Below are 18,856 nucleotides of genomic sequence, written 5' to 3'. Positions count from 1 at the left end.
CGATCAGGCGCTTTGCCCGATTCCGGATCGCTAGCGTGCTGCTCACCCCACCCCCCGTGAACCGCGAAGGCAGGCACACGCGATGAGCACTACGCACCGGCGCAAGGTCAGTGGCAGGAACAAGGCGATAGGCGGGATCGTCGCCGCGGCCGTGGTCGGCGGTGGCGCCTTCCTGTTCTCCGGGACCGCGCTGGCGGCCGGCGTCGGTGCCGCGTACACCAAGACCAGTGACTGGTCGACGGGTTACACCGCGCAGTACGTCATCACCAACGACACCGGCCAGGCGAAGGGGGACTGGACGCTGGAGTTCGACCTGCCGTCGGGCGCCGGGCTCAGCTCGCTGTGGAACGGAACATCGACGGTGAGCGGGCAGCACGTCACCGTCAAACCGCCGTCCTGGGACAAGGACGGGCTGGCGGCCGGCGAGTCGGTCACCGTCGGCTTCGTCGTCAACGGCACGGCGGACCCGAAGGGCTGTGTCATCGACGGCGCCAAGTGCTCGGTGGACGACGGCGCGACGCCGGAGCCGAGCGGCCGCCCGACCCAGTCGCCGACCCCGACCCCGACTCCGACATCCACCGCCACTCGGCCCCCCACGTCGACCCCGACCCCCACGTCCACCCCCACCCCCACCCCCACTCCTTCGGCCTCGCAGACCACCGGCAGTGGCACGACGACCGGCGCGGGCTTCGCGCCGTACGTCGACACCTCCCTCTACCCGGCCTTCGACCTGGTCGGCAGCGCCACGGCCACCGGTGTGAAGGACTACAACCTGGCCTTCATCACCGACGGCGGCGGCTGTACGCCGAAGTGGGGCGGGGTGACCGACCTCGCCAGTGACGGCGTGGCGTCGCAGATCGGCGCGCTGCGGGCGAAGGGCGGCGACGTCCGGGTGTCCTTCGGTGGCGCCTCGGGCTCGGAGCTGGCGACGACCTGCTCGTCGGCGGACGCGCTGGCGGCGGCGTACGGGAAGGCCGTGGACGCGTACAACCTGACCAAGGTCGACTTCGACGTCGAGGGCGGCGCGCTGCCGAACACGACCGCGAACACGAACCGGGCGAAGGCGATCGCGAAGCTCCAGCAGCAACACCCGAACCTGGACGTGTCCTTCACCCTCCCGGTCATGCCCGAGGGCCTGACCCAGGACGGCGTGAACCTGCTCTCCAGCGCCAAGTCCAACGGTGTGAAGATCTCCGCGGTCAACATCATGGCGATGGACTACGGCCCCTCGTACAACGGTGACATGGGCACCTACGCCGAGCAGGCCGCCACCGCCACCCAGGCCCAGGTGAAGAGCGTCCTCGGGCTGTCGGACAGCGCGGCGTGGAAGGCCGTCGCCGTCACCCCGATGATCGGCGTCAACGACGTCGCCTCCGAGATCTTCAAGGTCGACGACGCGGCCCAACTGGTCGACTTCGCCAAGTCGAAGGGCCTCGGCTGGCTCTCCATGTGGTCCGCCGCCCGCGACAAGCAGTGCCCGGGCGGTGCGAAGAACTCCGCCGACGCGACCTGCAGCTCGATCGTGCAGGACGCGGGCGCGTTCTCGAAGGCGTTCGGCGCGTACAAGTAGCGGACCCCGCCAGGGGGTTACCCGCCGTGGCGGAACAGGGCCGTCCAGTGAGCCCAGGCGATGGCCGTAGGGGAGAGGTCGACCGCGTCCCCCTGGAAGCCCGCGGCGGCCAGATGAAGGGCGTTGCGCCCCGGCCCGCAGCCCAGATCGAGGGCGCGGCACCCCCCCAGGTGCCGCGCCCCCTCCCCCGCTTCCCCCGGACAGAAGGACTCTGTGGCCTGCTCGCCCCAGGGGCGAGTGACCTACTCGGCGTCGGTCGGCGTCGTCGGCGGCAGGGAAGCCGTCCGGGCCACCTGCCCGTACCAGTGCGCGCTGGACTTGGGCGTACGGGCCAGGGTCGCGTAGTCGACGTACACCGCCCCGAACCGCTTGTCGTAGCCGTACGCCCACTCGAAGTTGTCCATCAGGGACCAGAGGTAGTAGCCCCGCACGTCCGCGCCGTCGGCGATCGCACCGCGCACCGCCGCCAGATGACCGTGCAGATACGCGATGCGCTCGGGGTCGTGGACGCGGCCCTCCGGGTCCGGCTTGTCGTCGTAGGCCGCGCCGTTCTCCGTGATGTACAGCGGCAGACCCGGGGCCTCCCGCGAGTAGCGCATGATCAGGTCGTGCAGGCCGGTCGGGTCGATCGTCCAGCCCATCTCCGTACGCTCGCCCGGGGTTTGGTGGAACGCGACATCGTCCGCACCCGGCCACGGCGAATAGGCACTCGCCCCGTGCCCGTCCGCGCGCGGGCCGTCCGCCGACTTCTCCGCCGCCGACACCAGCGCCGGGGTGTAGTAGTTCAGACCGAGCGCGTCGAGCGGCTGCTTGATCACCGCGAGGTCGCCGTCCAGGACGTACGACCAGTCCGTGATCGAGGAGGTCTCCGCGAACAGGCCCTCCGGGTAGGCGCCGTGCAGCATCGGGCCGTGGAAGACGCCGTTGGCCAGGTTGTCGATGCGCCGGACCGCCGCCAGGTCCGCCGGGGACGGGGAAAGGGGCCTGACCACCGACGAGTTCAGGCTGACCGCGACCGTGTTGCGGGCCGGCATCACGGACCTCAGCGCGGTGGTGCCCAGGCCGTGCGCCAGGTTCAGGTGGTGGGCGGCCTTGAGTGATGCCGCCGCGTCCGTACGGCCCGGCGCGTGCACACCCGAGCCGTAGCCCAGGAACGCGCTGCACCACGGCTCGTTCAGGGTGATCCACTGCTCCACCCGGTCGCCCAGCGCCTCGCCCACGATCTGCGCGTACTCGGCGAAACGAAACGCCGTGTCGCGCTCCGGCCAGCCGCCCGCGTCCTCCAGGTCCTGTGGGAGGTCCCAGTGGTAGAGGGTGATGGCCGGCTTGATGCCGTGCGAGAGCAGTTCGTCGACGAGGTTGCGGTAGAAGTCCAGGCCGCGCTGGACAGCGGGGCCGCGGCCCGTCGGCTGCACCCGGGACCAGGAGACAGAGAAGCGGTACGCGGACAGGCCCAGCTCCGCCATCAGGGCCACGTCGTCGCGGTAGCGGTGGTAGTGGTCGACAGCGATGTCACCGGTCTCACCACCGGCCGTCTTGCCGGGCGTGTGGCTGAAGGTGTCCCAGATGGAGGGCGTACGGCCGTCCTCCCGCACCGCCCCCTCGATCTGGTACGCGGAGGTCGCCGCGCCCCAGAGGAAGGCGGGGGGAAAGGTCACGGGCGATGCGGACTCAGGCATGGAAGCGCTCCCATAGGAGGTCGTGGAGACCGACAGTAAGAAGAGGGGGAGGGAAGAGGCAGAGAAGAGGGGGGAGGAGGGGCCGGGGCGGCGGTGGCCCGGCTCCCCTTCTCCCACCGGTGAACGAGGTCAGCCCTTGACGGCGCCCTGCATGATGCCGCCGACGATCTGCTTGCCGAACAGGGCGAAGACGAAGAGCAGCGGCAGCGTGCCGAGCAGCGCGCCCGCCATGATCAGGGACTGGTCGGGAGTGAAACCGCGGCCGAGGCCCGCGACCGCGACCTGCACGGTCGGGTTGCCGGTCTGGGTGAGCACCAGGAACGGCCACAGGAAGTCGTTCCACGTCTGTACGAACACCAGCATGCCGAGCACCGCCATGGCGGGCCGGGCGGCCGGGAACACCACGTGCCAGATCACCCGCCAGCTGCTCGCGCCGTCGACGCGGGCCGCCTCGATCAGCTCGTCCGGCAGCGCCTGGATCAGGTACTGCCGCATGAAGAACACCCCGAACGCGCTCACCAGCGACGGGAAGATCACCGCCTGGAGCTGGTCCGTCCAGTCGAGCTTGGCGACCATCATGTAGAGCGGGATCACGCTGAGCTGCGGCGGCACCATCATCGTGCCGACGACGATCAGCATCAGGGCGCCACGGCCCTTGAAGCGCAGCTTGGCGAAGGCGAACCCGGCGAGCGTCGACAGGAAGACCACGGTCACCGCGGAGACACCCGCCACGAACGTGGTGTTGACGAACGCCTCGCCCAGGTTGGCCTCCGTCCAGGCGACGTCGAGATTGTGGAAGAGGTTCGAGCCGAACCAGAACGGCGGCGGGGACTGCGCCAGCCGGTTGGTGTCGCGGGAGGCGGCGATCGCGGTCCACACCAGGGGGCCCAGCGAGCCGATCGTGAACAGCGCGAGGATGACGTACGCGAGGGGTCCCGCGTGCATCTGCCCGCCCGCGCGCGCCGACTTGGGGCGCCGCAGACGCTTCGGCGGTTCGGGTACCGCGTCCGCCGGGGGTTTCGTCAGGGTCGTCGTCACGGCCGGTTCTCCTTAACTACTGGCGCGCAGCCGGCGCGAGATGACGTAATTGACGATCCCGATCACGATGAGGATCAGGAACATCGTCCAGGCGATCGCGGAGGCGCGGCCCAGGTGCTGGTTCACCCAGCCCTGCTCGTAGAGGTACAGGCCGAGTGTCTGGAACTGGTGCTCGGCGCCGCCGGAGGCGCCCTTGTTGGCGTCGAACAGCAGCGGCTCGCCGAAGACCTGGCTCGCGCCGATGGTCGAGACGACGACGGTGAACAGGATCGTCGGCCGCAGCGACGGCAGCGTCACATGGAAGAACTGCTGCCAGCGGTTGGCCCCGTCCAGGGCCGCCGACTCGTACAGGTCCTGCGGGATCGCCTGCATCGCCGCCAGGTAGATCAGCGCGTTGTAGCCGGTCCACCGCCAGATGACGATCGTCGAGACGGCGATCTGCGAGGGCCACTTGTCGTTCTGCCAGTCGATCCTGTCGAAACCGATGGCGTGCAGCGCCCAGTTGATCATGCCGTAGTCGCGGCCGAACAGCAGCACGAACACGAGCGAGGCGGAGGCGATCGACGTCGCGTACGGCGCGAGCATCATGACCCGGTAGAAGATCGAGCCGCGCAGCTTGTAGTTGAGGATGTGGGCGAGGCCCATCGCCATCAGCAGCTGCGGGACGGTCGAGATGATCCCGATGGTCAGGGTGTTCTTCGCCGCGTTCCAGAAGAAGTCGTCGTCGAAGATGCGGGTGTAGTTGCGCAGGCCCGCCCACTGCATGTCGGTGGGCGCCGTCAGCTCCACCGTGTGCAGCGAGGCCCAGCCCGTGTAGATCAGCGGGAACAGGCCGAACGCGAGGAACAGCAGGAAGAACGGTGAGACGAACGCGTACGGGCTCCACCGTATGTCCCGCTGCCAGCGGCGGGACAGCCGGTTGCGGCGCCGCTGTTCCTTCTCGTCGGGTACCGCGGCGGGCGGACGGCCCGGGGCCGCGCCCCCCTCCTCGGTGGGGGGCGCGGCGGTGTCGTGCCGGGTGGCCATACCGGTCACTTCTCCAGGTTGTTGTCGATGGTCTTGGTGGCCGTGTTCCAGGCCTCCGCGGCCGACTTGCCCTTCGTGACGAGGATGACGCCGTTGTCGGTCAGACCCTGCTGGATGATCTGGTCCTTCGGGCCGATCACCTGGGTCGGGATCGCCTTGGCGGCCTCGGCGAAGACCGTGCCGATCGGTGTGTCACCGGTCATCGTGTTCTTCGCGCCGGTCACCTGGGGCAGGCTGTAGGCACCGGGTGCGCTCGGGAAGCTGCCCTGCACGTTGAACAGCTTGGCCTGCTGGGCGGGCGCGGTCAGCCAGGTGACCAGCTTCTCGGCCTCCGTGACGTGCTTGCCGCTCTTGGGCACGGCCAGGAAGGTGCCACCCCAGTTGCCGGACTTGGGCGCGGCGGCCACGTCCCACTTGCCCGCGGCGTCCGGCTTCGACTTGCCCTTGAGGTAGCCGAGCATCCACGGCGGGCAGGCCACCGCGGCGAACTTGCTGTTGGCGATCGTCGTGTCCCAGGCCGGCTGGAACTGCGTCTGCGCGCCGACCAGCCCCTCCGAGGCGGCCTTCGCGGTCAGGTCGAAGGCGGACTTGATGGCCGGGTTCGTCTTGTAGATGACCTTGCCGGAGGAGTCGTAGAACTTCTCCTGCTCACTGCTGATGACCGCGTTGAGCAGACCACCGGGGGAGTCCATGAAGGTGGTGCCGCTGGGCGCCTTCTTCTTGTACGTTTCACCGGCGGCGACGAGCTTGTTCCAGTCGCCCGCCCACAGCTGCCCGACCTTGTCGCGGTCGGTGGGCAGGCCGGCCTGCTGGAAGAGGTCCTTGCGGTAGCAGATCGCCATCGGGCCGATGTCGGTGCCGAGTCCGATCGTCTGGCCGTCCTGGGTCGTGGCCTGCTGCCACTTCCAGTCCAGCCAGTTGCTCTTGCTCACGCCCGAGACCTTGGACAGGTCGACGAGCTTGCTCGCCTGGGTCTGCACGACCTCGGCGATGTTGCCGACTTCGACGGCCTGGACGTCCTGCAGCCCGCTGTTGGTGGTGAGGTGGTTGACGAGCGCCGGGTAGTAGTTCTCGTTGCGCTCGACGACGTTCTCGGCGATCTTGATGTTCGGGTTGAGCTTCTCGTACTCGGCGTAGAGGCCGGCCTCCTTGAACCCCTGAGTGCCGAAGAGACCCAAGGTGATCGTGGTCTTGCCCTTGCCTCCGCCCGTGTCACTGCTGCTCCCACCGCTGCTTCCACCACTGTCGTCGGCACAGCCGGCCAGCAGCCCTGTGGTCAGCGCGGCGACGGCCGCGAGGGCCCCCAGACTGCGGGACCGACGGGTGATCGTGCGCATTGCGTCCTCCTGTTGCCTGACGTGCCGACCCCCCGGCCAACTGCACTGTTGGGCCCGTTGTTTCTCGCTGCGGCTCGGGCGGGGAACGTGCGGGATGTGTATGTGTCAGGTACCGTGGGAGCGCTCCCACAGGTGATGTGTTGAAGAGTCGTCGGTTCGCGCGGGGGTGTCAAGGGAGCCGACGCGGAGAGATGCGTTCAGTTATCGGCCTGTTAACTAACTCCGGGGAGCGGGAGGGAGGGGGACGGCGGACGGTTGAAGTGGCTCGTGTCAGTGGGGTATTGGCCCCGGCGGAACGGTCGATCGACGGCCCCTGGCCGAGATCGGCACGGAACCGTTCACGTACGGGTTGCCGAGGTCCCGGTGGTGAACGGGGCTGTTAGATTCCAGGCCAGTCGCGGAGCGCGCGACGTCGACGGGAGGCGGACCATGGCAAGCCACGGAGCGCGGGGCCGGGGAGGCGGCCGGCCGACCTTGGAAGAGGTCGCGGCACGCGCGGGCGTGGGCCGCGGCACGGTGTCCCGGGTGATCAACGGCTCCCCGAGGGTCAGCGACGCGACCCGCGCGGCCGTCGAGGCGGCGGTCGCCGAACTCGGCTACGTCCCGAACACGGCGGCACGCGCCCTCGCCGCCAACCGCACGGACGCGATCGCCCTCGTCGTCCCCGAGCCGGAGACCCGCTTCTTCGCGGAACCGTACTTCTCGGACATGCTGCGCGGCGTCGGCGCGGAGCTCTCCGACACCGAGATGCAGCTGCTGCTGATCTTCGCGGGCAGCGACCGGGAACGGCAGCGCCTCGCCCAGTACCTGGCCGCGCACCGCGTCGACGGTGTACTCCTCGTCTCCGTCCACGCCGACGACCCGCTGCCCGACCTCCTCTCCCAGCTGGAGATCCCGGCCGTGATCAGCGGTCGCCGCTCGGCGGACGAGACTCTGCCGTCCGTGGACTCCGACAACTACGGCGGAGGCCGCATGGCCGTCGAGCACCTGATCGCCCGGGGATGCCAGAGGATCGTCCATCTGGCGGGGCGTCTCGACGTCTTCGGCGCCCAGCGCCGCGTCGACGGCTACCGCGAGGGTCTGCGCGCGGCCGGACGCGAGGCGGACGACCGGCTGATCATCCCGGGCGACTTCACCGAGGAGGGCGGCCGGCGCGCGATGACCGAGCTGCTGGCCCGCTGCCCGGACCTGGACGCGGTGTTCGCGGGCTCGGACGTGATGGCGGCGGGCGCCCGCCAGGTCCTGCGCGAGGTGGGCCGCCGCATACCGGACGACGTGGCCCTCGTCGGCTACGACGACTCCGCCATCGCCCGCCACATGGACCCGCCCCTGACGAGCGTGCGCCAGCCGATCGAGGAGATGGGCCGCGCCATGATCGACCTGCTGCTCGGGGAGATCGCCGACCGCCGGCCCGCGGTCTCGCGCGGTCTGGAGAAGCGGCAGGTCGTGCTGCCGTCCGAACTGGTGGTGCGGGCCTCGTCCTAACGCGCGGAAAGGCTTCGATAGGGCAATCTGATCGGTATGGTCCTCCATCCGTTGCTCGGAGTCGATGAAGTGCCCGCCATGGAGCCCTACCTGGGCAGGGTGGGGGAGGTGTTCCAAGCGTTCCCGGAGCAGGACTCGGGGTGCGTGTCGTACGGCGTCCGTCTGCTCGACGGGGCGCGCTGGTTCGTCAAGGAGGCGGTGACCGACGACGGACGGCACTCGCTCGAACGGGCCTGGGCCTTCCACCGGGCCGTACGGCACCGGGCGATCGTGCCGCAGGTCCACCGCATCGCCGTGGGGCGCGGCGGCGCGGCGGTGGTGATGCCCTGGCGGGAGGGCGAGGTGCTGTATCCGGCCATGGTGGGCGGACGGCGCGACCGTACGAGCCCTGGCACCCCCATGGCCCGTTTCCGCGCCCTGCCGATCTCCCGCGTCCTGGCCGCCTTCGAACGTGTCCTCGACGCCCATCTCGCGGTGGAGGTCGCCGGGCATGTCGCGGTCGACTTCTACGACGGCGCGCTGCTGTACGACTTCAGGGGCGACGTCGTCCACCTGGTCGACCTCGACGAGTACCGGCCGGGACCGTTCGTGGTCGAGGAGGAACGCCTGCCGGGTTCGCGCCGGTTCATGGCCCCCGAGGAGTTCGTGTGCGGGGCCGTGATCGACACCCGTACGACCGTCTTCACCCTGGGCCGCACCGCCCGGCTCCTGCTGGACGCGGGCGACGAGGAACGCGCCTGGCGGGGCACCCCGGCCCAGCAGGCGGTGATCGTCCGGGCGACCCGGTCCGACCCCGAGGAACGCTTCGAGGACGTCCACCGGTTCGCCGACGCGTGGCGGGCCGCCAATCACCCGCACGAGGGCTGAGGTCACCGCCGTAGCGGCAGCTCCCACCGGACTTCGCCGTCCTGGTACCGGTCGGTCGGGCCCAGCCCGGCGGCCGCGGCGACGACCGCGGAGGCCCGGTGGTCGGGATGGACGTGCGCGACGACCGTACGGACGCCGGGCTCCTCGCCCAACCGGCCGACCAGCCCCCGCGTCGCCTCCCCGGCGAACCCCCGCCCCTGCCAGGGCATGCCCACCACCCAGGCGATCTCCGCGACCTCCCCGGTGACCGTCGCCTGGACCGTACCGACGAGACACCCCTCCTCGCGCAGCCGCAGGACCCAGTTGCACCAGAGGACGGCCGGGTCGGGGGAGCCCGCGACGAGGCGTTCATAGCGTGAACGCAAGGCCTCGGGAGTGGCGGGTGTGCCGCCGATGAACGTGTGCAGCGCGGGGTCGGACAGCACCTCGGCCATTTCCCCGGCGTGCTCGACACGGAGAGGCAGAAGATCGAGGCGGTCGGTGCGCAGGGTGTGGGTGGGCAGGTGGGGTGGGGGCATTGGGTGAGCCTAGAGGGCACACCGGACACGCACGGACTCGGCCGTACGGCCGCACGGCACGCCGTACGACTGAGGCCCGGTCCGCTTGTGCGGACCGGGCCTCAGTCGATCAGGGTGAGTGACGGGACTTGAACCCGCGACATCCTGGACCACAACCAGGTGCTCTACCAGCTGAGCTACACCCACCACGACCGGTCTTGGTTTCCCTGACCGGCCGAGAAAAAGTGTACAGGGTCCGAAGGGGTGCTCGCGCCAGGCTTTCTCCGGGGTCCCTCGGGGCCCCGGACATGCGTCATTCGGTGGACACCACGTGCTTCGCCGCGATGGCGCGGGCGGTGTCCGAGTCGGGGCCGGGCTGCGGGACGAAGATCGCCTCGCGGTAGTAGCGGAGCTCCGCGATGGATTCGCGGATGTCGGCGAGGGCGCGGTGGTTGCCGTTCTTCTCCGGGCTGTTGAAGTAGGCCCGGGGGTACCAGCGGCGGGCCAGCTCCTTCACCGAGGAGACGTCCACGATGCGGTAGTGGAGGTAGTCCTCGAGGGCCGGCATGTCGCGCGACAGGAAACCCCGGTCCGTGCCGACCGAGTTTCCGCACAGCGGGGCTTTGCCAGGGTCCTTGACGTGCTCACGTACATAGGCGAGGACCTGTGCCTCGGCGTCGGCCAGGGTCGTGCCCTCGGCCAGTTCGTCGAGGAGGCCCGAGGCCGTGTGCATCTGGCGCACCACGTCCGGCATCGTCTCCAGCGCCCGCTCCGGCGGGCGGATCACGATGTCCACCCCTTCGCCGAGCACGTTCAGTTCCGAGTCGGTGACCAGTGCGGCCACCTCGATGAGTGCGTCCTCCGACAGCGAGAGCCCGGTCATCTCGCAGTCGATCCACACCATGCGATCGTTCATGGCCCTAACCCTACGGCGCGCTCCGGCGCACGGGCAGGTCCGGGACGGCGGTGACCTGCGTGGTGGCCTGGGACGGCGGCGGCCCGGGACCCTTGTCGGGTTCCGGGCCGCCACCGTCTCGCGTCATTGCCTCAGGGCGCGCTGCGCTGCCCCGGCAGGCGCCCGGCCGCGTACAGTTCGGTGCCCGTCTTGCCCGGCTCCGTCGACAGGGACGTCGAGGGGCCCAGGGCGGTGGCGGCCGCCGTGCGGCGGGTCTGCAGCGGCACCGGGCTCTCCTGGCTCAGGGCAGGCGGTGGCCCGGCCTGGCCCGCGGAGCCGTCCACGTCCGACGGCCGTTCCGACTGCGGCCTGCGCGCGCGGTACGCCGCCCGGTACGCGGCCGGGGACGAGCCGAGCTGGCGCCGGAAGTGACCCCGCAGCGCGACCGGCGAACGGAAGCCGCAGCGTCCGGCGACCTCGTCGACCGAGTAGTCGGAGGTCTCCAGCAGCCGCTGCGCCTGCAGTACGCGCTGAGTGATCAGCCACTGCAGGGGAGCGCTCCCCGTGAGCGAGCGGAACCGGCGGTCGAAGGTGCGGCGGCTCATGTACGCGCGTGCCGCCAGCGTCTCGACGTCGAACTGCTCGTGGAGGTGCTCCAGCGCCCAGGCGACGACCTCCGCGAGGGGGTCGGCGCCGATCTCCTCTGGTAAAGACCGATCGAGATAGCGCTCCTGACCGCCGCTCCGGCGCGGGGGCACGACCAGACGGCGGGCCAGCGCGCCGGCCGCCTCGTTGCCGTGGTCCGTCCGCACGATGTGGAGACAGAGATCGATTCCGGCCGCCGTACCCGCGGAGGTCAGCACGTCCCCGTCGTCCACGAAGAGTTCTCGCGGGTCGACGTGGACCGACGGGTAGCGCTTGGCCAGCGTCGGTGCGTACATCCAGTGGGTCGTCGCCGGTCGGCCGTCCAGCAGTCCGGCGGCGGCCAGCACGAAGGCGCCGGTGCACAGTCCGACTATGCGGGCTCCCTCCTCGTGCGCCCGGCGCAGCGCGTCGAGCGCCTCCTCCGGTGGCGGAGAGGTGATCGAACGCCAGGCCGGCACCACGACGGTGCCCGCCCGCGAGATCGCCTCCAGGCCATGCGGCGCGGTGAGTTCCAGGCCCCCTGTGGTCCGCAGCGGGCCTTCTTCGCCGCCGCACACCAGAAGTCGGTAGCGCGGCACGCCGGCGTCCTGGCGGTCAATCCCGAACACCGACAGCGGTATGGAACTCTCGAAGATGGGGCCGCCGCTGAACAGCAGCACCGCGACGATCTCCTTGCGGCGTCGCCCGGAAAGTTTCCGGGCCGCGGCTTCCGGCGCGGCAGTGGAGTCGTGGCTCATACTGCTAAGCCCCCCTCGGTGGTCGCGGCTCCTCGGTTGTGTCGCTCCTGCACGTTTCCCCTCGGTCCTGCACGAGTCCCCCGCCGTAAGACAGTCAAGATCGAATCTACTGTGTCCCGTGGCGCCAAGGTGACCAGTTCGGCACTCGGCAGAATGTCGACATGGCAACTTGGCGTGAAGCATTCGATCACGAAGCGTTGCACTCGTGAGCCTTGCAGGGAAGTGCGCCTCGTGTCAGTGGCCAATCCCCATAGGGTGCGTACGCCCTCCAGAGGCCTTTCGGTGCAGGTGGAACGCGGGTTGGGGGGTCGTTCGAGCAAGGGACGCGCGGGTGACCGAAGTTGGCTGAAAAGAATCGGGGGCGTGCGCGCAAACCGGTCAGTCAACCGGCTTCTTTCCTTCGCCGTGACGCCCGCCCCTGTGCGCCCCCGAGCCACTACTGCCCTGCAAGCCGTTCATGATGTGCGAGTCGGCCAAATCCTGCGTGCCACGGTGCCGTGCGGGGCGCTCGGGCGGGACGCCGCCGCGAGGGGCGTCGCGCCGTGTGTCCTGGTCGCGCGTGTCCCGGCCCCGAGCGTCCCGGACACGGGTGTCCGGATCCTGTGCGTCCTGGACCCGGGTGTCCGGATCCTGCGCGTCCCGGTTCCAGTCGCTCGGGTTCCACGTGATCAGGTTCTGCGGGGCCCGGTCCCAGGTGATCAGGTTCTCCGGGTACCCGTCTCGCTCGGCCGGGTTTCCCGGGGTCCGGTCCTGTCCGGTCGGGTTCGCCGTGTCTTGGGCCCGTGCGCCGGGATTCCGTCCGTCCGGATTCCGTGCCTGCCGGTCCCGTGCGTCCCGGTCCCGTGCGTCCCGGTCCCGTGCCTGCCGGTCCCGTGCGTCCCGGTCCCGTGCGTCCCGGTCCCGTGCGTCCCGGTCCCGTGCCTGCCGGTCCCGTGCGTCCCGGTCCCGTGCGTCCCGGTCCTGCGCGGCGCGGCCCTGGTCGCTCCGGGCCCCGGCACCCGGAGCCCCGGCCCCGGCGCTCCGGGTGCCGGGGGTGGTCCCCTCGGCGTGGGCCGTCTCGCCATGGACCCCGTCGTCCCGGGCACCGGGGTCTCTCCCCCCGCGGGGCGCCTCGGTGCGACCCCGGCGGCCATGCCTGGGGCGGCCGTGGTGGTGGTGCGGGATGCCACCGTGGCGGCCGGTCCTGCTGTGCCGGGCCCGGGGTGAGACCGGCTCGTCCGCATGGAGGCGGGCCGCGACGCGCTCGGACTGGCGCAGGAGGACCCGGCAGGCACCGGTCACGGCCGCCAGGCCCAGCGCCGTACCGGCCGCGCCGGCCAGGGAGGTGCCGAACCCGACGAGGACGACGGGGACCAGGACGCAGCTGAAGGCCGCCCACCGCACCACCTCGCTCGCCGTGTCCGGCCCGGGTGACGTGGCGGGTGCCGGGGAGGAGGGGTCGGACGCGGTCTCTGGTCCTGGCACGGTCTGCTCCCTGGTTACCTGGTACTCCAGTGCTCTCCATGGCGGTGGCTCATCGGTTCAACGCGTGTTCGACCCGCCGGTCACCTACGAAAGACCGCGCGCCTGGGTGAACCCTGTGCAAACCGCCTGTACGGGGCAGCAACCATTGCGTTAAGGGCGCCTCTCATGCATGCTCCGGGGAACGCCGCGCAGTGCGCGCGAGATCTGGGCAGAGGAGGCGTGCCGCCGTACCCTTGGGGGTATGGGGTTGGGAAGATGATTCCCGGACACAGCTCTGCCGCACGTTGTCGTCCCCACCACGAGGATCTAAACGCCGAGATACCCATGGCCGGTCACGAATTCTTCGATCCCGCGGACCGCAAGCGCCCGCTCGCCGATCCCACGTCGGCCGAGCCCCTGGCGGCGGAAGAACCCCGCCAGTCCTGCGATCCTGCCTTCAAGCACGGCGTCGTCGTCGGTTTCGACGGTTCGACGTCCAGCGAGCGCGCCCTCGCCTACGCGATCGGCATGGCCCACCGCTCCGGCTCGGGCCTGATCATCGTGCATGTCGCGAACCGGCTGCCCACCACCGTGTGGGCGGGCTGTGAACCACCGGTCTTCGTCGACGTGCCCGACCACCGCACCGAGGTACTCGGCCTTGAACTCGCGTGCGCCGAATATCTGGCCGAGGTGCCCTGGATCCTCGTCGAGCGCGGCGGTGACATCTGTCATGAACTCGAAGAGGTCGGACGGGAGTACGAGGCGGACGCGATCGTCGTCGGCTCCACGCACGGCATCGTCGGGCGCATCTTCGGCTCCGTGGCCGGACGGCTCGCGAAGCGTGCGCGGCGCCCGGTGATCGTCATCCCCTGACGCATCCCCCGACAGACCCCCTGACCTACCGTCAACTCCCTTTGGCGGGTGCCTGGAACGGCATGAATCTACTCACGCGTAGAGGTGGTTTGTGCCCTTGTGAAGGGTACATACCGGTCACCGGACCAACCGCACGGCCGGTACCACGCAGCACAACTGCACATGCATGAAGGGAGCCCGCCGTGGACAATGACGTCTCCGCGGGAAGCATCACCTCGACCCTCGGCCACCTCGCGCTCGGCCTCACCCTGTTGCTCTTCGGCCTCGGTCACACCCAAGTGATCGACGGCGTGACAGCGGCCGACTCCGTCTCGCTCGCCACCTATGTCGGTGGCATCGCGCTCTTCGTAGCCGGGCTGTTCGCCTTCCGCGACCACGACGCCTTCACCGGTACGGCCTTCACGGCGCTCGGCGCGTTCTGGTTCACCTGGGGCGTCACGGCCGGCACGCAGATGTCCGCCAACGCGACCGGTCTCTTCCTGCTCCTGTTCGCGCTCGTCGCGCTGAGCCTGACCGCGGGCGCGAGCGGCGCCTCACTTCTCACCCGAGGAACGTACGCGCTGCTCTTCGTCGCCCTTCTCCTGCTGGCCGTCGGGCAGTTCGGCGACAGCGGGGGTCTGGGGAAGGTCGGCGGCTGGTGCGCCGTCGCCGGCGGAGCGCTCGCCTGGTACGGGGCCACGGCGGCCATGGCTCACTGGCCCACCACGCTTCCGGGACGCGCCGCCGGCCGGGGGGTGACGGCCACCGGCTGACGTCGGCGCGGGCCGGGGCATGGGCGGCCCCGGCCCCCTGAAGGAACGGGTCCCTGTGCGCTGGTGGCGTGGCACAGGGACCCGTTCTCGTTCTTTGCGCCTAAGCCGGCGCCGCTCTCGCGGAGTTGGTTGCGCGCCGCGGGGGTTCCGCAATTGTCGCTTCGGTGGGCTGGTGGATTTTTACTCCACCGTCACCGACTTGGCGAGGTTGCGGGGCTTGTCGATGTCGCGGCCCAGGGCCAACGCAGTGTGGTAGGCGAGGAGTTGCAGCGGGATGCCCATGAGGATCGGGTCCAGCTCGTCCTCGTTCTTCGGGACGACGATCGTCTGGTCGGCCTTCTCCTGCTCCTGGTGAGCCACCGCGAGGATCCTGCCGCTGCGGGCCTTGATCTCCTCCAGGGCGGCGCGGTTCTTCTCCAGGAGGTCGTCGTCGGGGACGATCGCGACCGTGGGCAGCGCGGGCTCGATGAGCGCCAGCGGGCCGTGCTTGAGCTCGGAGGCGGGGTAGGCCTCGGCGTGGATGTACGAGACCTCCTTGAGCTTCAGGGAGGCCTCACGGGCCACCGGGTAGCCCCGGACGCGGCCGATGAAGAGCATCGAGCGGGCCTCGGCGTACTCCTCGGCCAGCTTCTTGATCTCGTCCTCCTGCTCCAGGATCTCGGAGATCTGCGCGGGCAGCTTGCGCAGGCCCTCGATGATCCGCTTGCCGTCGCGGACCGACAGGTCGCGGGTGCGGCCGAGGTGCAGGGCGAGCAGCGCGAACGCGACGGTCGTGTTGGTGAAGCACTTCGTCGAGACGACGCAGACCTCGGGGCCCGCGTGGACGTACATGCCGCCGTCCGCCTCGCGGGCGATCGCCGAGCCGACGACGTTGACCACACCGAGCACCCGCGCGCCCTTGCGCTTCAGCTCCTGCACGGCGGCCAGTACGTCGTACGTCTCACCGGACTGGGACACGGCCACGTACAGGGTGTCGGGGTCGACGACCGCGTTGCGGTAGCGGAACTCGGAGGCCGGCTCGGCGTCCGCGGGGATACGGGCGAGCTCCTCGATCATCTGGGCGCCGATCATGCCCGCGTGGTACGAGGTGCCGCAGCCGAGGATCTTCACGCGGCGGATCTGGCGCGCCTCACGGGCGTCCAGGTTCAGGCCACCGAGGTGCACGGTGGAGAACCGGTCGTCGATACGGCCGCGCAGCACCCGGTCCACGGCCTCGGCCTGCTCGTGGATCTCCTTGTGCATGTACGTGTCATGGCCGCCCATGTCGTACGAGGCCGCCTCCCACTCCACGGTGGTCGGCTCGGCGGTCGTACGGGTGCCCTCGGTGGTGTACGTACGGAAGTCGTCGGCCTTGAGGGTGGCCATCTCGCCGTCGTCCAGAGTCACTATCTGGCGGGTGTGGGTGACCAGGGCGGCGATGTCCGAGGCGACGAACATCTCCTTCTCGCCGATGCCGAGGACGACCGGGGAGCCGTTGCGGGCCACCACGATGCGGTCGGGGAAGTCGGCGTGCAGGACCGCGATGCCGTACGTGCCCTCGATCACCCGGAGTGCGTCGCGGACCTTGTCCTCGAGCTTCTCGGCCTGGGAGCGGGCGATCAGGTGGGTGAGGACCTCGGTGTCGGTCTCCGAGAGGAACTCGACGCCGTCCGCCTCGAGCTTCTTGCGCAGGTCGGAGGCGTTGTCGATGATGCCGTTGTGGACGACCGCGACCTTGCTGTCGCCGGACATGTGGGGGTGCGCGTTCACGTCGGAGGGGGCGCCGTGAGTGGCCCAGCGGGTGTGGGCGATGCCGGTGGTGCCCTTGAAGCGTGCGGGGACCTTGGCCTCGAGATCACGGACCCGGCCCTTGGCCTTGACCATCTTCAGACCGGCCGACTTCGGCGTCGTGACGACGATGCCCGCCGAGTCGTAGCCGCGGTACTCCAGGCGCTGGAGGCCTTCGAGCAGCAGCGGTGCCACGTCACGCCTGCCGATGTATCCGACGATTCCGCACATATATATGTATTCCTCAGCCGTAGACAATGCGGCGCAACTGCCTGAGCGTGAGCTCCGGCGGCGCGACCGCGCGGTACTTCAGGTCCGCCTCGATCCGTTCGAAGATCGTCGCGTTGACCAGGCCCTGGGCCTGGAGCTCGCGGTGGCGGCGACGGACGTAGTCCTCGGTCGTCTCGTCGAAGTAGGCGAGCACGTCCTGGACCACCCGCAGTGCCTCGCCCCGGTTCAGGGGGGTGGAGCGCGTCAGGTGATCAACAAGTTCGTCGTGCACCCGTTGATCCTGGGGTACCAAGAGCCGTTTCGCAAGAATCCTGCCCGATATCGGGCAGGTGACTGTTGAAGGTCTTATGGGGGTCTGTTAGCAAGCTGTCCATCCTGCGTCTTGTGCCGCGTCGATTGCCGGGAGCAACTTCTGTGGCCATGGACACTCCACGCATGGGCGTACCGGAGAAGCTCGCCGAGCGCATGACCATGGCAGAGCAGCACGAGTATCTCCGCGCCAAGTTCTCCCGGCGCAACATGATCAGAGGCGGGGCCGTGACCCTCGGCGCCGTCGCGGGCGGCACCTTCGTGCCCGGCGCCGTCGCACAGGCCGCGGTCCCGACGCGGGCCACCGCCACCTCGACCGAGAAGGTCGACGGCGCCCTCGTCGCCCCCTTCGGCCGTCACCTCGCCTTCGGCAATGACCCGCGTACGGAGATCACGGTCTCCTGGCAGGTTCCGGCCGAGGTGAAGAAGCCGTTCATCCGCATCGGTGCCCACCCCTGGGACCTCTCCCGCAAGATCGAGGCCGAGGTCCGCACCCTCTACACCCCGGCGGGTGTCGGCGCGAGCGGCGACCACACGCAGTACTACCTGCACGCCAAGCTCACCCACCTGCGCCCCGGCAAGACGTACTACTACGGTGTCGGCCACGCGGGCTTCGACCCCTGCGCGCCCCACCTGCTGGGCACGCTCGGCACCTTCACCACCGCGCCCTCGCACGCCGAGCCGTTCACCTTCACGGCCTTCGGCGACGAGGGCGTCGGCTACCACGGCCTCGCCAACGACGCCCTGCTGCTCGGCCAGAACCCGGCCTTCCACCTGCACGCCGGCGACATCGCGTACGCGGACCCGGCCGGCGCGGGCAAGAAGGAGGACACCGGCTTCGACTCGCGCATCTGGGACCAGTTCCTCGCCCAGACCGAGACGGTCGCCAAGCAGGTCCCGTGGATGCCTGCGTACGGCAACCACGACATGGAGGCCTGGTACTCGCCCAACGGCTACGGCGGCGAGGAGGCCCGCTGGACGCTTCCGGACAACGGGCCCGACAAGAAGAACCTGCCCGGCGTCTACTCCTTCGTCTACGGCAACACGGCGATCATCTCGCTGGACGCCAACGACATCTCCTTCGAGATCCCGGCGAACCTGGGCATCTCCGGAGGAACGCAGACGAAGTGGCTGGAGGGCCAGCTCAAGAAGTTCCGGGCGTCCAAGGACGTCGACTTCATCGTGATCTTCTTCCACCACTGCGCGTACTGCACCTCCACGGCGCACGCCTCGGAGGGGGGCGTGCGACAGGAGTGGGTGCCGCTGTTCGAGAAGTACACGGTGGACCTGGTCATCAACGGCCACAACCACCAGTACGAGCGCACGGACGTCATCAAGGGCAACGCGGTCACCAAGAAGCTGCCGATCGGCGGCACGGCGTACCCGGAGACCGACGGTGTCGTGTACGTGACGGCGGGCGCGGCCGGGCGGAGCCTGTACGCGTTCACCGCCCCGGAGTCGTACGAGGGTCACGAGAACGAGGTCGACTCCGTCGCCTCCTTCATCAACCTCAAGGACGGCAAGCAGAACGAGACGGTCGCCTGGTCCCGGGTGCGCTACCTCAACTACTCCTTCCTCCGGGTGGATGTCACGCCCGCGCACCAGGGTCGGCTGGCCACGCTGACGGTGCGGGGGATAGCCGAGACGGGCGCGGAGGTTGACCACTTCACGGTGGCTCGACGGGTTCGTTAGCCGCGGGACGGCC

Annotated in this window: 16 protein-coding genes, 1 tRNA gene and 1 pseudogene; 6 read left to right on the top strand and 12 right to left on the bottom strand. The window is 69.8% G+C overall.

Annotated features, from left to right (window positions below):
* The first annotated feature begins 82 nt into the window (after positions 1 to 82).
* Positions 83 to 1,570 carry a cellulose binding domain-containing protein gene (locus ACFZDJ_RS06470; RefSeq protein ID WP_391056526.1) on the top strand — a complete coding sequence of 496 codons (1,488 nt, stop codon included), beginning with the start codon at positions 83 to 85 and terminating at the stop codon, positions 1,568 to 1,570.
* A 50-nt stretch (positions 1,571 to 1,620) separates the two neighbouring features.
* Here the strand turns inward: ACFZDJ_RS06470 and ACFZDJ_RS06465 are convergent.
* The 5 genes and pseudogenes from ACFZDJ_RS06465 to ACFZDJ_RS06445 all read right to left on the bottom strand — a co-directional run.
* Positions 1,621 to 1,752: pseudogene (locus tag ACFZDJ_RS06465) on the bottom strand (methyltransferase domain-containing protein); the annotation flags it as partial.
* 60 nt (positions 1,753 to 1,812) lie between these two features.
* A complete protein-coding gene (locus ACFZDJ_RS06460) occupies positions 1,813 to 3,249 on the bottom strand; it encodes a GH1 family beta-glucosidase (RefSeq protein ID WP_391056523.1) in 1,437 nt (478 codons plus the stop codon).
* A 129-nt stretch (positions 3,250 to 3,378) separates the two neighbouring features.
* Positions 3,379 to 4,287: a carbohydrate ABC transporter permease gene (locus ACFZDJ_RS06455; protein ID WP_067380947.1), complete on the bottom strand. Its 909-nt coding sequence runs from the start codon at positions 4,285 to 4,287 to the stop codon at positions 3,379 to 3,381.
* 12 nt (positions 4,288 to 4,299) lie between these two features.
* Positions 4,300 to 5,313 (bottom strand): ABC transporter permease subunit, encoded by a 1,014-nt coding sequence (locus tag ACFZDJ_RS06450; protein ID WP_391056879.1) that lies wholly within the window; start codon positions 5,311 to 5,313, stop codon positions 4,300 to 4,302.
* A 5-nt stretch (positions 5,314 to 5,318) separates the two neighbouring features.
* Positions 5,319 to 6,650: an extracellular solute-binding protein gene (locus tag ACFZDJ_RS06445; RefSeq protein WP_390926991.1), complete on the bottom strand. Its 1,332-nt coding sequence runs from the start codon at positions 6,648 to 6,650 to the stop codon at positions 5,319 to 5,321.
* A 429-nt stretch (positions 6,651 to 7,079) separates the two neighbouring features.
* Between ACFZDJ_RS06445 and ACFZDJ_RS06440 the strand changes: the two genes are divergently transcribed.
* A complete protein-coding gene (locus tag ACFZDJ_RS06440; protein WP_266582615.1) occupies positions 7,080 to 8,135 on the top strand; it encodes a LacI family DNA-binding transcriptional regulator in 1,056 nt (351 codons plus the stop codon).
* Between the two features lie 36 nt (positions 8,136 to 8,171).
* The gene (locus ACFZDJ_RS06435; RefSeq protein WP_390926995.1) at positions 8,172 to 9,002 is read left to right on the top strand and encodes a serine/threonine protein kinase; all 831 of its coding nucleotides are present in this window, start codon (positions 8,172 to 8,174) and stop codon (positions 9,000 to 9,002) included.
* A 2-nt stretch (positions 9,003 to 9,004) separates the two neighbouring features.
* Here ACFZDJ_RS06435 and ACFZDJ_RS06430 read toward each other — a convergent pair whose 3' ends face one another.
* The 5 genes from ACFZDJ_RS06430 to ACFZDJ_RS06410 all read right to left on the bottom strand — a co-directional run bounded on the left by ACFZDJ_RS06430 (position 9,005) and on the right by ACFZDJ_RS06410 (position 13,240).
* Positions 9,005 to 9,520, bottom strand: coding sequence for a GNAT family N-acetyltransferase (locus tag ACFZDJ_RS06430; protein ID WP_391056519.1), 516 nt, complete (start codon positions 9,518 to 9,520; stop codon positions 9,005 to 9,007).
* Between the two features lie 113 nt (positions 9,521 to 9,633).
* Positions 9,634 to 9,706: transfer RNA gene (locus ACFZDJ_RS06425), tRNA-His, on the bottom strand.
* Between the two features lie 106 nt (positions 9,707 to 9,812).
* Positions 9,813 to 10,415, bottom strand: a complete 603-nt coding sequence (orn, locus tag ACFZDJ_RS06420; protein WP_390926999.1) for an oligoribonuclease — start codon at positions 10,413 to 10,415, stop codon at positions 9,813 to 9,815.
* Between the two features lie 131 nt (positions 10,416 to 10,546).
* The gene (locus tag ACFZDJ_RS06415) at positions 10,547 to 11,776 is read right to left on the bottom strand and encodes a helix-turn-helix domain-containing protein (RefSeq protein ID WP_390927001.1); all 1,230 of its coding nucleotides are present in this window, start codon (positions 11,774 to 11,776) and stop codon (positions 10,547 to 10,549) included.
* A 378-nt stretch (positions 11,777 to 12,154) separates the two neighbouring features.
* Positions 12,155 to 13,240, bottom strand: coding sequence for a hypothetical protein (locus ACFZDJ_RS06410; RefSeq protein WP_391056516.1), 1,086 nt, complete (start codon positions 13,238 to 13,240; stop codon positions 12,155 to 12,157).
* Positions 13,241 to 13,564: 324 nt separating this feature from the next.
* On the opposite strand from ACFZDJ_RS06410, the gene ACFZDJ_RS06405 reads away from it, so the two are divergent.
* On the top strand, positions 13,565 to 14,092 hold the full coding sequence (locus ACFZDJ_RS06405) for a universal stress protein (RefSeq protein WP_384918831.1): 528 nt from the start codon (positions 13,565 to 13,567) through the stop codon (positions 14,090 to 14,092).
* Between the two features lie 182 nt (positions 14,093 to 14,274).
* Positions 14,275 to 14,844, top strand: coding sequence for a GPR1/FUN34/YaaH family transporter (locus ACFZDJ_RS06400; RefSeq protein ID WP_384918833.1), 570 nt, complete (start codon positions 14,275 to 14,277; stop codon positions 14,842 to 14,844).
* Between the two features lie 180 nt (positions 14,845 to 15,024).
* Here ACFZDJ_RS06400 and glmS read toward each other — a convergent pair whose 3' ends face one another.
* Together glmS and ACFZDJ_RS06390 are read right to left on the bottom strand one after the other, a co-directional pair.
* The gene (glmS, locus tag ACFZDJ_RS06395) at positions 15,025 to 16,842 is read right to left on the bottom strand and encodes a glutamine--fructose-6-phosphate transaminase (isomerizing) (RefSeq protein WP_168508827.1); all 1,818 of its coding nucleotides are present in this window, start codon (positions 16,840 to 16,842) and stop codon (positions 15,025 to 15,027) included.
* Positions 16,843 to 16,855: 13 nt separating this feature from the next.
* Complete coding sequence (locus ACFZDJ_RS06390) at positions 16,856 to 17,113, bottom strand: hypothetical protein (RefSeq protein ID WP_075029205.1); 258 nt, start codon at positions 17,111 to 17,113, stop codon at positions 16,856 to 16,858.
* A 164-nt stretch (positions 17,114 to 17,277) separates the two neighbouring features.
* Here ACFZDJ_RS06390 and ACFZDJ_RS06385 point away from each other — a divergent pair, with 164 nt between their 5' ends.
* Positions 17,278 to 18,843, top strand: coding sequence for a fibronectin type III domain-containing protein (locus tag ACFZDJ_RS06385; protein WP_390928629.1), 1,566 nt, complete (start codon positions 17,278 to 17,280; stop codon positions 18,841 to 18,843).
* Positions 18,844 to 18,856 lie beyond the last annotated feature (13 nt).

Source organism: Streptomyces sp. NPDC007896 (assembly GCF_042959425.1).
GTDB lineage: Bacteria > Actinomycetota > Actinomycetes > Streptomycetales > Streptomycetaceae > Streptomyces.
Note: the sequence above shows the minus strand (reverse complement) of the source record. Positions and strands in the feature narration are given on the sequence as shown.

Coding starts and splice junctions, on each gene's coding strand:
- ACFZDJ_RS06470 (WP_391056526.1), top strand. CDS start 83: ATGAGCACTACGCACCGGCGCAAGGTCAGTGGCAGGAACAAGGCGATA.
- ACFZDJ_RS06460 (WP_391056523.1), bottom strand. CDS start 3,249: ATGCCTGAGTCCGCATCGCCCGTGACCTTTCCCCCCGCCTTCCTCTGG.
- ACFZDJ_RS06450 (WP_391056879.1), bottom strand. CDS start 5,313: ATGGCCACCCGGCACGACACCGCCGCGCCCCCCACCGAGGAGGGGGGC.
- ACFZDJ_RS06445 (WP_390926991.1), bottom strand. CDS start 6,650: ATGCGCACGATCACCCGTCGGTCCCGCAGTCTGGGGGCCCTCGCGGCC.
- ACFZDJ_RS06440 (WP_266582615.1), top strand. CDS start 7,080: ATGGCAAGCCACGGAGCGCGGGGCCGGGGAGGCGGCCGGCCGACCTTG.
- ACFZDJ_RS06435 (WP_390926995.1), top strand. CDS start 8,172: ATGGTCCTCCATCCGTTGCTCGGAGTCGATGAAGTGCCCGCCATGGAG.
- ACFZDJ_RS06430 (WP_391056519.1), bottom strand. CDS start 9,520: ATGCCCCCACCCCACCTGCCCACCCACACCCTGCGCACCGACCGCCTC.
- orn (WP_390926999.1), bottom strand. CDS start 10,415: ATGAACGATCGCATGGTGTGGATCGACTGCGAGATGACCGGGCTCTCG.
- ACFZDJ_RS06415 (WP_390927001.1), bottom strand. CDS start 11,776: ATGAGCCACGACTCCACTGCCGCGCCGGAAGCCGCGGCCCGGAAACTT.
- ACFZDJ_RS06405 (WP_384918831.1), top strand. CDS start 13,565: ATGGCCGGTCACGAATTCTTCGATCCCGCGGACCGCAAGCGCCCGCTC.
- glmS (WP_168508827.1), bottom strand. CDS start 16,842: ATGTGCGGAATCGTCGGATACATCGGCAGGCGTGACGTGGCACCGCTG.
- ACFZDJ_RS06385 (WP_390928629.1), top strand. CDS start 17,278: ATGGGCGTACCGGAGAAGCTCGCCGAGCGCATGACCATGGCAGAGCAG.